Source organism: Flavobacterium beibuense (assembly GCF_004151245.1).
In the GTDB taxonomy this organism is placed as follows: Bacteria; Bacteroidota; Bacteroidia; order Flavobacteriales; family Flavobacteriaceae; genus Flavobacterium; species Flavobacterium beibuense_A.
In genome coordinates this window covers 160725-175391 of sequence record NZ_JUIW01000010.1, presented here as the reverse complement: position 1 = coordinate 175391, position 14667 = coordinate 160725, and the positions used below count along the sequence as shown (strand labels likewise).

Below are 14667 nucleotides of genomic sequence, written 5' to 3'. Positions count from 1 at the left end.
TCAACATTTTTTTGTTTATAACTGCTTTTCTTTTGTTTTTAGCGGATTTTTGGTTATTTCACTGTAATCATTTCGGTTATTAAACACATCCAATGCTAAATAAACCGCCTCCTTAAAAGAGTTAAAATCGGCCTCGCCCTTACCTGCAATATCATAAGCCGTTCCATGATCGGGAGATGTCCTTATACCTTCAAGGCCTGCTGTGTAATTTACACCGTTACCAAAAGAAAGTGTTTTAAACGGCACAAGCCCCTGATCGTGATAAGCAGCAATAACCGCATCATACTTTTCATAAGACCCGTTACCAAAGAACCCGTCAGCAGAAAATGGACCGAAAGCAAGAATACCTTCATCAAACAGCTCTCTTAATGCAGGCTTCATCACCTTATCATCTTCATCACCTATAACACCATTATCACCACAATGCGGGTTTACGCAAAGCACGGCTATTCTTGGCCTGTTAACCCTAAAGTCCTGCTTAAGCGCATTGTTTACCGTAGTTATCTTTTTCTTTATAAGCTCTGCCGTTAAATGAGAAGCAACTTCGTTAACCGGTAAATGATCGGTTAAAAGCCCTACCCTTAAATTATCGTGTACCATAAGCATAAGGGCATCGCCCTCCAGTTGCTGGTTTAAATAATCGGTATGCCCCGGGAATTTAAATTCTTCCGACTGAATATTATATTTATTTATAGGTGCTGTTACCAGCACATCTATTTCTTTATTTTTCAGGGCCTCTGTAGCAGCGGTAAACGATTTTATGGCATACTTCCCTACTGCCTCATCGTTTACACCAAATTCTATATTAACGCCCTCACGCCATACATTTAGCACATTTAACTTACCATGCACTAACTGATCTATACTGTCTATACCATGCAGCGGCATATCAAGACCCAGTGTTTTCCTTACAAAGGACATAATTTTTGCATTAGCAAAGATTACCGGAGTACACATCTCCATCATTCTGCTGTCCTCAAAGGTCTTCAGAACTACTTCACTGCCTATTCCGTTTAGGTCTCCTATAGATATACCTACAATTACATTTTCTGCTTTTTTGGTCATAATGGCGCTTTAATTTGCTACTTTTGAATTGCAAATTTATAAAATTAAATCAGGATGTTTACAGGAATCGTAGAAACACTTGGAACCATTAGAGAATTAAGGAAAGACAACGGCAATCTTCACATAATCATACACTCATCTTTAACACCCGAACTTAAAATTGACCAAAGCGTATCACACAACGGGGTTTGCCTAACAGTAGTATCGCTTACCGAAGAAACCTACACCGTAACAGCCATTAGGGAAACACTTGAAAAAACAAATTTAGGCTTATGGAAAGAAGGAGAAATTGTAAACCTGGAAAGAGGTATGAAACTGGGCGACAGGCTGGATGGCCATATCGTACAGGGACATGTTGACCAAACAGGTGTATGCAAAAGTGTGGAAGAGGCTAACGGAAGCTGGTACTATACTTTTGAGTATGATAAGAATTTAAGCAACATCACTATAGAAAAAGGCTCGATTACCGTAAATGGGGTTAGCCTTACGGTGGTAAACTCTAAACCAAATGAATTTAGCGTTGCAATTATACCTTATACTCACGAGCACACTAACTTTAAACACATAAAACCAGGCACTGTAATTAACCTGGAATTTGATGTGATAGGCAAGTATGTGAGTCGTATCCACGAACTGAGAAATTAACTTTTGTTCAATATCACATATAAGATTATTTTCATAGTTTTGTTAGAAAATAATCTTATATGTATGACCGCATCCGTGAAAAGCTATCTATTTTAGCTGACGCCGCCAAGTATGATGTTTCCTGTTCTTCCAGTGGCAGCAACAGAAAAAATGACAATAAAGGTCTTGGTAATAGCCACGCCAGTGGTATTTGCCACACTTATACCGAAGACGGACGCTGTGTCTCGCTGCTAAAAATTCTGCTTACCAACCATTGCATTTATGATTGTGCTTTTTGCGTTTCCCGCAAAAGCAACGATATAAAACGTGCTGCCTTTACTGTACAGGAGGTAGTAGACCTTACCATTAGCTTTTACCGCCGTAACTATATCGAAGGATTATTTTTAAGTTCCGGTATTTTTAAGGATGCCGATTTTACCATGGAGCGCCTTTTACGTATTGTAAAAAAACTTCGCCTTGAGGAGCGCTTTAACGGTTACATTCATCTAAAGACCATACCTGGCGCAAGCCGTGAACTGCTTACAGAGGCAGGGCTTTATGCCGACAGGATGAGCATTAATCTTGAAATGCCTACCGAAACCGGGCTAAAACTCCTTGCCCCAGATAAATCGCACGAAGAGGTAAAAAAACCCTTAGGCTTTATACAAAACACCATTACACAATATAAAGACGAAAAGAAAACCGGACTCATTAAGAGCATCCCAAAGTTTGTACCTGCCGGACAGAGCACACAAATGGTAATAGGCGCCACACCGGAAACAGACATGGAGATCATGTACAGCGCTGCCGAATACTATAAGAACTTTAAACTGAAAAGGGTTTATTATTCCGGTTATATACCTATCAGTTACGACAGCCGTATGCCGCAAATAGGAAGCCAGCCTCCCCTGCTTCGTGAAAACCGTCTTTACCAGACCGACTCGCTTATGCGCTTTTACGGTTTTGAAGTACATGAGTTGCTTAACCCTAACAACCCACATCTGGATACCGATATTGATCCTAAATTAAGTTGGGCACTACGCAATCCTGAGCAGTTTCCTGTTGATATCAATACTGCCGATTACCGTATGATACTCCGTATACCGGGAATAGGCACACAATCGGCATTAAAGATTATCAAGGCAAGAAAATTTGGAAAGCTACGCAGCGACCAGCTCAAAAAAATTGGTGTAGCCTATAACAGGGCAAAGTTTTTTATGCGCTGTGCAGACACTCCTTACCAACTTAATGATCCGGAGCCTTCACACATTAAAGGACTTATCCTTAGTGAAACTAACAGTAAATATCTAAAGGTTGCACAAAACCAGTTAAGCCTGTTTTAATTATGATTACTTATGTTTTCGACGGAAGCTTTGAGGGCCTGCTTACTGCCATTTTTGAATTTTATGAATACAAACCCAAAGCAGTACAGTTGTTTTGGGACAGGCACTATCAGCCTTCTATGCTTGAAGAACCACATATAGTAACAAGCGACCCTGCTAAAGCCGACAGGGTATGGAAAGGCCTGAAAAAGAAGATTAGCCCCGAGTGGCTTTTTAATTTTTACAGAACATACCTTAGTGAAGATCCTGTTATTTTTCAGCACCTGTTTGAATTTGCCCGATACGTTTTTGATAATCCGCCGGGAGCCGAAAACAATTTTGGCAATCCTCATGTAATGGCTGTTTCTAAAATGAACAGGATGGTAGGTCGCGAAAAGCATCGTTTTACTGCTTTTATACGCTTTCAGCAAACGACAGACAGTATTTACTACGCCCCTGCCGAACCCGATTTTAATATACTCCCTCTTATTTCTTCCTTTTTCAAAAAGCGCTTTGCCGACCAAAAATGGGTTATTTATGATGTAAAAAGAAAATACGGACTCTATTATGACCTCAACACTGTAGAGATAATCTCTTATGAGTTTATACAGAATGTTGATACTTCAAAACCACTCCTTCCTGCTAACATGCTGGACGAAAAAGAAGAACTCGCAGATGTGCTTTGGAAAGACTATTATAAGAGCACAAATATACCGGCAAGAAAGAACATGAAACTCCACATTCAGTATTTACCTAAACGATATTGGAAATATCTCAATGAAAAACATGAGAAAAATTAGACAAAAGTTTGTTTTTTAATTTATAAACACATTCTCAATCAGTTTTATTAAATCAAAAAATGAATATTTTTTTTTCAGCATTAGCTCGCTTTTTTTAAAAAATATTTACAAAACAAATATATTGTTTTATTTATAACATTTTAGGCTATAAATGTTATAAATTGGAAACGCCTTGTTTTTAAGGCTTTTTTAGCAAAACGTTAATAAAATTTAAACATTTAGCTTTTTGTTAACATTTTAACATCATTTTTCATAATTAACTTTAAAAAGCTAAAAAACAGATGTTTAACCAATCTAAAACCCTGCCTTACTATGAGGAACTTTTCATGGCCGCTAAAAACGCGGCACGTGCTGGCACTTGCAATATTTTTTATTGCATTCACACACACAGTAAATGCACAGCAAGCAATTTCAATCCTTTGGGATAAAGAAACAGGATGTCTTGTTTACGACGACAAAAAACGTGAATATGTAGAAGACATTAACGACGGACCCTGCGTAAGGGTATGTGAAAACAGTACGGTTACCTATTCCTTAACAGGTAATAGCGCTAACTGGAACAATACACAATGGACAGTAGGCGGAGGTACAATCCAAAGCCAGAATCTTACACAATGTGTAGTTGTCTGGGGATCTTCGGGTGCCGCATCAGTATCTGCCGAGGTCACCAAAAATGACGGAACAGTACAGGTAGAAGAAATTTGCGTGGAAATTATCGTTTCACCAAAAGCCCTTTTTACGGTAGAGCCGTATCATCCCGGGCAAACCATTGAAGCCTGTATAGATCAGGATCTGTATTTCACTAATCTATCAGATAATATGGGAGGTACTGAGCTTATCTCTTATTTTTGGGATTTTGGCGACAATACAACTTCTACAGAATTTGAGCCGGTACATGCCTATCAGCAAGACGGTCCATATACGGTATATTTAACCGTAACAAATGCCTGTAACTGCACAAGCACCTTCAAAACGGACATCAAGGTAGACAAATTCCCTGGCGTTGAGATCGTTTGTCCCGGAGTTGTCTGCGATGGTGCAACAGCTAGTTATAGTGTTAGCAATGAAGTAGGGGAATTATGTGCTAATGTAGGCTTTAACTGGCATGTAGATGGTGGACATATTGTATCGCCACAACCTTACGGACAAAGCATTGATGTAGTATGGGATAATGTAGACGAGTCAGGATTTGGCTATGTAAGCTTTGATGCCACAGGTTGCGACATTAAATGTGCAGGCGTAACGACTATAAAAGTCCCTGTAATATTAAGTAAAGGCACAATTTTAGGTGATACTACAATATGTGTTGGCGAACAAAACATATACAAATTGCCACAATGGCCTTCAACTAATTTCAATTGGACTATCTCCTCAAACGGAACAGGCGCAACTTTAATAAATACGCCTCTTGCTAACGAAGTGGTAGTTTCAGCACCTACGTCTGCCGGCACTATAACTTTAAGTGCAACTTACAACAACACATTACTAAACTGTGGAGGTACGGCAGAGATACAAATTACCGTTAAGCCAAAAGCAGAAATATCCGGTGATACCGCTATGTGTATAAACAGCACAGAAACTTATCAGCTAAGTAATGGCTACACAGGTTCTTGGACACTTACAGGACCTGGCGGCACACAAACCGGAAGTGGAAATACATTTACAAAAACATTTACACAAGCAGGAAATTATATTTTAAAAGTTAACGGAACTACCTTCTGTAGGCCAAGTCAGATATCAATAGTAATAAGAAATAAAGAGCAAACTCCGTCTGCTATTACAGGACCATCTACAGCATGCCCGGGCATCGCCGAAACCTACTCGGTAACAAACAACATTCCTGGCACCATAATAACCTGGGATATAGATCCAACAGACGGTACAATTAACGGCAGCAATACTGGCAACAGCGTAAATATTACGTTTACAGGAGCAGGGCCTTATGAAGTAAGGGCAAGGAGAGAAAATTCTACCGACCCTAACTGTCCGTCAGATTATGTTATAAAAACAGTAACTGCACCGGTTGTTAATGCACCAATAATAGGAGATAATGTTGTTTGCGGTAGTAGCTATGCCACATACCAAACAAACTATACCGATGGTGAATTCTACTCATGGAGTATAACTCCTTCAAACAGAGGTAGTATTAGCACAGGAAACGGAACCAATCAGGTAGAAATTCTTTGGAATCAGGAATCAGCAACCGGCGTGCAGATAAAATTAGTTGTTACAAAATGTGGTATCCCACATGAAGAGTTTTTCTACGTAGACATTGTACAAACTCCTCCGGTATCATTAGTTAACCCTATTACATCTATATGCGCCGATACTCCTTTTACCTTAACAATGACAGGTGTAACAACAGGTACTGTTATATGCGATTTTGGTGATGGTTCTACACCATATACCAGTACTAATCCACTGGCACCTATCATTTATTCTTATGACAATACAAATGGTGGCAACACCAACTATACTGTTCATATTACAATACAAAACCCTAACGGCTGCCCAATGCCGGCAGAAATATTCCACACTATTACGGTTATACCTGCACCGGTAGCCAGTATTACTCCGGGTGGTACTTATTCTGTATGTCCTGAATCGGCTATAGATGATATACTAACTGTAAATATTCAGGGAGGTTTTGGAAGTGCTTCCAGTGTAATATGGTATCATAATGGCAATGTTATAACCTCGGGCGTGCCTAGTATAGACCTTGGTGCCTTAGGTTTAGGATACGGCGAGTATTATGCCGAGGTAAGCAATGGTTATTGTACTACGGTTACTAATAAAGTAAGATACAATGGTAACTGTAATGTAACACCTTGTACCATAACTCCGGAACCAACAGTAACGGTATTCGGAACAAATAACTGTGGTGTTATTTCTGCAACTGCAAGTGCTTCAGGAAGCCCTACGGGATATCAGTGGTTCTCACAACCAGCCGCATTATCTGTATCTTCAGTTAGTTCAACATCAGCACAGTTTACATTTGGTGAATCAGGAACATACAGAATATTCTACAGAGCAATATACGGTAGTTGTGTAGTAGATAAATACTATGATGTACTGGTGCCTTACATGCCAGATCTAAGATATAATATTACCTGCGGTACAGGAGGCGATTATAGCGTTACCCTATTAGATCACTCTAATTACCATCCGCTTACTCCTATGCAGAATTATGAGTTTATAGTAGATGGCAGCACTGTATCTAACAGCCCGGCTAACTCTTATACTATTAACTTAGCTCCGGGTAATCATACTTTACAACTTATCATTCAAGGTAGTGGGTATCCTGCATGCAGTACAAGCCCGATAACAATAAATCTTCCGGATATGCCAGACGCTACGTTTACTATACCGGCGGAAATCTGTCAGGGCACTCCTTTTGAACTAGCATTAGATAATCCTCAACCGGGATTAACTTATCAGTGGGTTTTTGAGGACGGTTCAAGTAACTTACAGCCAAATCCAACTAAGGTTTATACCGATGTAGATGATTACCACATTAAAGTATGGGTACAAAATCAATACGGCTGTACTGATATTTATTATCATGACCCTATAGAAGTTAAGGCAAATAACCTTTCCGGAACTATTTCGGCAAATCCGTTAGTAGCCTGCGAAGGCAGCACAAGTACGTTAACATATACTCCGGATTTAAGCACACCAATGCCAACTAATTTTGAATGGATGAAAGGAAACCAAGTGGTAGGGACAACTACCGTAAATACCTTCAATATCACTCAGCCTGGTAGTTATTGGGTAGTTGTAAGCGGGGATTATGACTGTTATAAAGAAATTGGGCTTGATAACCCTGTAACTGTAACTTTTGTAGAACCAACTCCGGCCCAAATTGCAGGACCGGATGAAATTTGCTACAACGAAGGATTTGGTCTTTCAACTCCTGCTGGACCTACAGGAACTCTGTATACATGGACCAAAAACGGAAATGTTGTAGGCTCAACAAACACTATAACAGATTTTGCAAGTGCTATAACAACCTACACTTATACGGTTACAGTACAAACTCCTAACGGAGTAGGCGGCTATTGCACAACTACAGATACCCATACAGTAACTGTAAGACCTATACCTAGTGCCCCTTCCATTATGATAGCTAATGTTCACTGTGATCCATATACCGTTAAGCTTATAGCTACAGCTGGTGAAATAGGTACATTTAACTGGAGTAATGGAGAACATAGCTTTAATACAAACTCTGACATTATAAACGTAACTCAGGGAGGTGCATATCAGGTGCGCTTTACAAACCAATATGGTTGTTCCAGCACAGCGCAAATTGATGTTCCTAAAGACCCTGTAATTTATTTATGGAATGTGCCGGCTGGCTGTTATACACTTTGTGACTTAGAAACGGCTTACCTGCAAGGCACTGACCCTTATTCTTTCCCTTCATGGCATTGGCTATACAATGGTTCAGCAATAAATTCGGGCTCAAATTCCCCTGCTGCTAATCAGCCTGTGGCATATCCTGGAGCAGGTACTTATCAGCTTGTTCTTAACAACGGATACTGTGACAGGATTAGTAACGAGGTAAATATTGAACAGGAAGAGTGTGCCGGTTGTGAGTTTGAGATAAGAGTAAAAGATCTTAAGCCTGTATATGATCATGGTTATTGTTATTATAACGTACTATTTGACATCTACAACGCTTATGGTATACCGGTTCAAACAACTTTAACACTGCCTGGCAACGAAGGCATATTTGTTCCTTCATCAATTACGCTTAATCCGGGACAAGCAGCATATCCTGTACAATTGATTCCATTAAACGGATTCTCTGGAGGATTTGTAACTGTTATGTTTGAAACTGTTATTGATGGCAAAACCTGTAGAGTTAAAATTGGACTTGAATTACCTGGATGTACAGGAGAAAGACCGGCTGAGGCAGCTGATACAAATAACTTCGCAGAAGTAACAGGCTATAACTTAGTTATTGCTCCTAACCCTGCTAAAGAAAATGTAGCTATGAACTACAGTTATGCTTTTGCAGATTCAGAAAAAACTATTCAGGTTTACAACCTTCTTGGAGTTCTACTGGAAACTTATACTCCTACAGAACAAAAAGGAACATGGAACTTTAACCTGGGCCGACTGGCAGCAGGTCAATACATAATAGTTATGAAAGAAAACGGTACTATGCTTATGCAGAAAAACCTTATAATACATTAAAACTATTATAATGCAATTGGCCGGCAGTAAAACTGCCGGCTTTTTGTCATTATAGAAATTGCTCAACATAAACTTAATTTTTATGAAAAAGAACTACTTTACACTTAACACACTACTTGTAATCGCCATGTTCGCACTGTCTTATTCTGCACATTCCCAAAGCTGGCAATGGGGTATTGCCGGAGGAAGCAATAATGAGATTCAGGGTGATGAAAAAACAGAATCTATAGTTACCGATGCCGATGGAAATGTATTTTTTTTAGCATCTGTAGGCCGTAACGGACTACATCTTGAGGATATGGACCTTACCCCATATGATGCCGGCAGCAATCGTGACTATGTTATAGCAAGCTATAGCTGTAGTGGCGATTTTCGCTGGTCTAAAGTTATTGGAGGAGGCGATAAAGACTTTATCAAAAATTTACAATCAGATGCTCAGGGTAATATCTATGTAGGTGGTACTGTATATCGTACTTCACAAAATTATCCGGTTCATTTTGACACCGACACCATATTACCTCAGGGTAATCCTAATAATCCTGATGAGCATAAGAGAAATCTTTTCCTTTTGAAATACAACAACACAGGCGAAATGCAATGGCTAAAGATGCCACAATCTGAAGATGTGACTTTAGCAGAAGCCGTGAGCCACAGCTTAGGGGCAGATATCCAAACAGACGCTCAGGGTAATACCTATTGGTTATGTATGCTACCACCGGGCACTTATGCCGATGGAAGTTTTGTAAACACTACTGAAGGGGATAACTTTTTTATTTTAAAGTATGACACTAACGGTAATTTTACAGAAGCCATTACACCAGATATTCAATTTACTGGCGTTTTCCCAACATATAAATTAGTACGAAACCATAACACCGGTAACTTTTATATTGCCGGACGAAAAGATTCTCAGGGTACAATTACTGTGGGAGGTCAAACTATTACAAACAATATGTATCTGGCAGGTTTTAATAGTGAAGGAGACTTTTTATGGAAGCTGGAAAGCAGCAATGAAGTTGGAGGATACCTGAACGACTTAACAATAGACGAACTAAATAACATATACATAACAGGAGGCGCAAGAGATGGTGAAACTTTTGCCGGATTGACTTTTAACTATGAAACTACGGGTTCAGCACCCTTCTTAGTAAAAATAAGTGAAAGTGGAGAAGGAATATGGGAAACCAATGCTTCTACCGAAAATTCAAACAGTCAGGGTTATGGTATAACAATAAATAATAATGAAGTAGCAGTTACCACGGGCTATGGAGTTATAAGTTGGCAGGGCGAAGAGTTAGCCATTGAAACCAATCAGGGTTATGACGTGCTCTTTGCCCGGTTCAACAAAAACGACGGAACCATTATAGAAATGACAAACATTACAGGCAACTTGGGCTATTATGACTACGGGCAAAGCCTCGCTGCCGACAGTTTTAACAACTACTATGTAGGCGGCAGGTTTGGAAATTTTCTATATGTAGGTGATGATACACTGGTAAACGGATCATCGGGAACAGATTTCTTTTTAGCAAAATACGGAACCGATAATTGTAATTGTGCATTACCTCAACCTAGTTTTGGGTTTGAACAGGACAGTGAAAACCAGTTAGCCTATACATTTACCTACAACGGATCAGGATATGATACTATAGAATGGGATTTTGGGGATGAAACAACCTCAGGTGAAGAGAATCCTTCACATACTTTCAGCGATTCAGGAAACTACAGTGTGTGCGTTACCGTAACAAACGAATGTGGCAGCCAGACTTACTGCATTGATATTGAAGCTGTTTTAGAGACTGACTCCTTTGCTTTTGCGGAAACAAAGATATATCCTAACCCGGTTAACGGCATACTTACAATAAGCACCGATACTAATCTTGAGTATACACTGTATTCTGTACTGGGTAGTGTTGTAGGAACCGGAGCTATGAATGCAGGTGAAACAACCATCAATTTTTCAGGATACGAATCGGGAATATATATGCTTGAACTGAAAAAAGAAAGTGGAGAAAGAAAAATCGTACGATTAATTAAAAACTAAATAAACAGGAACACTCAAGTGTTAAAATATAATTGCTAAAAAACTTTTTACCCTATTTTTGCCCTGACACACCTTGCCTCCGGCATCTGTGTCAAAAACTACTTTTTAAATACAGCTCTCACAAGGAGCTGTATTTTGTGTTTAATGGAATAGGTATATTTGAAAAAATAAAACAATGGATTTTCAAAACCTTTACTTTATAGCTTTAATCCCTCCGCAAACAATTTGCGAAGAAGTTACTGCTATTAAAACTGATTTTGCCAACCATTACAACAGTAAAAAGGCACTTAAGGCAATGCCACATATTACCCTTAAAGCTCCTTTTAAACTTTATGAGGAAGACCAAGAAAAACTTTTGGATTGGTTTAGAAGCCTTGCTCTTGCATCACAAAACTTTACTGTAAACCTAAACGGATTTGGCTGTTTTGATAACAGCAAAGCACCTGTAATATATGTAAAACCTGAAGTTTCTCAGGAGCTCTTATCACTACAAAAAGAACTTATTAAAAGCATCACATTACATTTCCCCGAAATAAGTACGCATTATCATGAAAATGATTTTAGCCCTCACATGACGGTTGCTTACAGGGATTTATCGCATGAAGAATTTACAAAGGCTTGGCAGGTATATCAAAAAAAGGAATACAAACGCTCGTTTGAAGTAAACGGACTCTATTTACTTAAACACGACACCAAACAATGGAATATAATTTCTGAACATTTTCTTCAGGAATAAAAAAAAGCAGCCATTGGCTGCTTTCTTATTAATTTCATATCCAGATTATGGACCCATAACGGTATCTACGTCTACTTTTACAGTATCCTCATTAACATCCACATCCACATCTACATCTTCAATGTGTTCATCATGGTTTTCCATATTTTCCATATCAGCGTCTTTATCCTTTTTCTCGCCGCATGAAGTTAAACTAAGCGCAGTTACAAACAGTCCTGCGAATAGAGCGTTTTTTAGCAATCTCACGTTCATAATGTTTGGTTTTAATTAGTAATGTGTTTAAGTATCAAATATAATATTCTCATTTACAGGTTTTTCCCATAGAATTATTAAAATTCAGAATTAACTGTTAAAAAACAAGGCTCATTTTTAACAGTATTGAGTTTTCAGTTATAACTCAAAATCGAATATTATTATCAAATATTAAAATTCACATTATCAGGATATAAAAATTTATTATCCGGTTTTACAAAATAATCCTTTAAATTTATTTGCATTGAATTAAAAATAGTAGTAATATTGCAACCTCAAAACTGGTCCTATAGCTCAGTTGGTTAGAGCACCTGACTCATAATCAGGTGGTCCCTGGTTCGAGCCCAGGTGGGACCACCCAGTTTTTAAAAGGCTTTACAGAAATGTAAGGCCTTTTGTTTTTTATGCGGGTTAAACATAGGTCAAACAATTATTATATTTGATGTTAAATAGGCTTGCATGGACAAAGACATATCTCCTCTTAATTTTTTTAATGATTTGTTATTCTTTGACGGAATCAATCATTTAATATCTTCATTTTACAATAATAATAATTTACTAGAAGAAGGTTATATTTTTATTACAGAGCATAGTTGTTATTTAAAAACGGAAATGCTTGAAGATGGTCCTAATGCTCAATTTAGCTATGACGAGATAACTAAAGAAAAGTTTTTCATTACTATAGTCCTTGATAAGAAAAAAGATCTTTTAGATTACTTTTCAAGAGAAGAAGCTATTAATTTAGCTTTAGGCTTTAGTCAATTAAAAGTACTCTATCAGAAATCTAAAACTAAAGACACTTTCTACTTTAATAAAATATCAGAGCAGCTATATTCTTTAATAGAAGATTTAAGGTTAATTTATCCAGAGCAAAAACATTCTTTATTTAATGTTTTAACAAAGTATGGAGGCAGTTCTTATTTTCAATATAAAGATTTAAAAAATACTTTTTTTGAGGACTTGTATGAGGTGGGTTATGAATTAGGTTTAATTGATGATGTTGAGATACCTGAAGAAATGTTTTACAGTGTTTTTACTTGTTTGAAACCTGATGAAGCTTTAAAACTTACTTTTAATAAATCTAACCCTATAGTAGCATACTTTTTAAAGCAAATAGAACCCTTTTTTGACAATTTAAATGCAGTGACAATAGAAAAGAGTTGCTCTTTCTATAATAAGCAGGGAAAGCTTTTAAAAAGCACAGATTTGTATGCTGCACTATCTCGCGGTTCTGATAGAAATAAAGAATATTTTGATAGGATTGATAGAAAGCTAAATTTATTAAAGCTGAAGTATCTAAAATAGTAACCTTACATTTTACCTTACACTTATACTTACACCTCCATTACACTTTGTGATAGGAGGTTTTTTTGTACACTTTCTTTGCTTCATTATTAACAGTGATATGCGCATATCCATTAAAACAAATCTTAATGGAAATTATCATTAATAAATTAATTGAAATAGAGTCTATAGTAAAAAGACAATATTTATTGAGCAAAGAGTTCTTTACCATAGAGGAAGCAGCAGAATATCTTCAGGTTTCATTATCAGCAATATATAAGCTTACAAGTAACAATGAAATAGCTTATTACAAACCAGGAGGTAAGAAGATATACTTTAAAAAAGAAAGCTTACAAGAATGGATTGAAAGAAGTAAAGTTCTTTCTGTTTTTGAAATGGGTTCTGAAGTAGAAAATTATTTAGCTAAAACTAAATAAGGATGGTTGATTTTATAAGACTGTACTATCACAACAAGCAGGAGATTGAAGAAGTAGTAAAGAATCCTGTTTACTTCCCAGAAGCTTATGAGATAAGACGGCTTGCAAGTCAAGAAGGTAGATATCCTATTAAAGCCAATTTGGAGAATATGGAGATTATTGTAAGAGAAAATACAGCGGAGATTAAACACTCACTTCACATACTAAATAATATTTTAAATAATGAAGGTAAACATAATTACAATGATTTTACTTACTGTAATCTAGTGAATACTATTGATACTCTGTCTGAAAAAGTGCCAACTTCTAGCACTGCGTCTATAACTCGCTTGGAATTTGGTTTAAACATATATGTTGATGTTCCGGCCAAAGAAATAATAAAAGATAATGTCTTGATGCATAAAGAAGCATTTCATAATGAAAATAATAAGTATGCTGGTAGAGGAGAATTAAAAAGATTCGTACATGCACAATATCAGATAAAGGTTTATGATAAACAATTACAGTATGGGAGTGAAGAACATACTCTAAGGTTTGAAATTGTTTTCAAAAACAAACACTTGTTAACGTCTTTAGGAGTAGATACATTAGAAAATCTTAAATGTAAAGAGGTGTTAAGAAACTTGTTTAGTTATCTATTAAAAAGATATGCAGAGATGAGGATTATTGATGATTTTGACTCTGTAAAGCCTAAATCAGATTTAGCTGAGCTATATAAATTAACTAATCCTTTATACTGGAATGTTCATTTAAAAAAGAAAGGCTCAACAACCAGATATAATAAAAAACATCAGCTTGACAGTCTATTAGAAAAGCATAAGTTATTAGAAACAAAAAATATGATTTTTAATAGTCTACAGGAAAAATTTGAGTATTTGATTAATAACTAAAAGTGAAAGAT

General features: G+C 37.2%; 11 protein-coding genes and 1 tRNA gene. 10 read left to right on the top strand and 2 right to left on the bottom strand.

Features of this window, described 5'->3' with window-relative positions; all coding sequences use genetic code 11:
• Positions 1–15: 15 nt before the first annotated feature.
• Positions 16–1065, bottom strand: coding sequence for a 4-hydroxythreonine-4-phosphate dehydrogenase PdxA (gene pdxA, locus NU09_RS14590; RefSeq protein ID WP_129752040.1), 1050 nt, complete (start codon positions 1063–1065; stop codon positions 16–18).
• Between the two features lie 54 nt (positions 1066–1119).
• On the opposite strand from pdxA, the gene NU09_RS14585 reads away from it, so the two are divergent.
• From NU09_RS14585 to NU09_RS14560, 6 genes are all read left to right on the top strand, one after another.
• Positions 1120–1710 carry a riboflavin synthase gene (locus NU09_RS14585; protein WP_129752039.1) on the top strand — a complete coding sequence of 197 codons (591 nt, stop codon included), beginning with the start codon at positions 1120–1122 and terminating at the stop codon, positions 1708–1710.
• Between the two features lie 59 nt (positions 1711–1769).
• Positions 1770–3032: a putative DNA modification/repair radical SAM protein gene (locus tag NU09_RS14580; RefSeq protein ID WP_129752038.1), complete on the top strand. Its 1263-nt coding sequence runs from the start codon at positions 1770–1772 to the stop codon at positions 3030–3032.
• 2 nt (positions 3033–3034) lie between these two features.
• A complete protein-coding gene (locus NU09_RS14575; RefSeq protein ID WP_129752037.1) occupies positions 3035–3811 on the top strand; it encodes a TIGR03915 family putative DNA repair protein in 777 nt (258 codons plus the stop codon).
• A 312-nt stretch (positions 3812–4123) separates the two neighbouring features.
• Positions 4124–9013 (top strand): PKD domain-containing protein, encoded by a 4890-nt coding sequence (locus NU09_RS14570; RefSeq protein WP_129752036.1) that lies wholly within the window; start codon positions 4124–4126, stop codon positions 9011–9013.
• An 82-nt stretch (positions 9014–9095) separates the two neighbouring features.
• Positions 9096–11057 (top strand): PKD domain-containing protein, encoded by a 1962-nt coding sequence (locus NU09_RS14565; protein ID WP_129752035.1) that lies wholly within the window; start codon positions 9096–9098, stop codon positions 11055–11057.
• A gap of 175 nt (positions 11058–11232) precedes the next feature.
• Positions 11233–11793, top strand: coding sequence for a 2'-5' RNA ligase family protein (locus tag NU09_RS14560; RefSeq protein WP_129752034.1), 561 nt, complete (start codon positions 11233–11235; stop codon positions 11791–11793).
• Between the two features lie 45 nt (positions 11794–11838).
• On the opposite strand, the gene NU09_RS14555 is transcribed toward NU09_RS14560, so the two are convergent.
• A complete protein-coding gene (locus NU09_RS14555; RefSeq protein WP_129752033.1) occupies positions 11839–12033 on the bottom strand; it encodes a hypothetical protein in 195 nt (64 codons plus the stop codon).
• Between the two features lie 295 nt (positions 12034–12328).
• Between NU09_RS14555 and NU09_RS14550 the strand changes: the two genes are divergently transcribed.
• From NU09_RS14550 to NU09_RS14535, 4 genes are all read left to right on the top strand, one after another.
• A tRNA-Ile gene (locus NU09_RS14550) sits at positions 12329–12402 on the top strand.
• A gap of 102 nt (positions 12403–12504) precedes the next feature.
• Positions 12505–13350 carry a DUF6617 family protein gene (locus NU09_RS14545; RefSeq protein WP_129752032.1) on the top strand — a complete coding sequence of 282 codons (846 nt, stop codon included), beginning with the start codon at positions 12505–12507 and terminating at the stop codon, positions 13348–13350.
• A 128-nt stretch (positions 13351–13478) separates the two neighbouring features.
• Positions 13479–13766, top strand: a complete 288-nt coding sequence (locus tag NU09_RS14540; protein WP_129752031.1) for a helix-turn-helix domain-containing protein — start codon at positions 13479–13481, stop codon at positions 13764–13766.
• A 2-nt stretch (positions 13767–13768) separates the two neighbouring features.
• The gene (locus tag NU09_RS14535) at positions 13769–14656 is read left to right on the top strand and encodes a hypothetical protein (RefSeq protein ID WP_129752030.1); all 888 of its coding nucleotides are present in this window, start codon (positions 13769–13771) and stop codon (positions 14654–14656) included.
• The last annotated feature ends 11 nt before the right edge of the window (positions 14657–14667 follow it).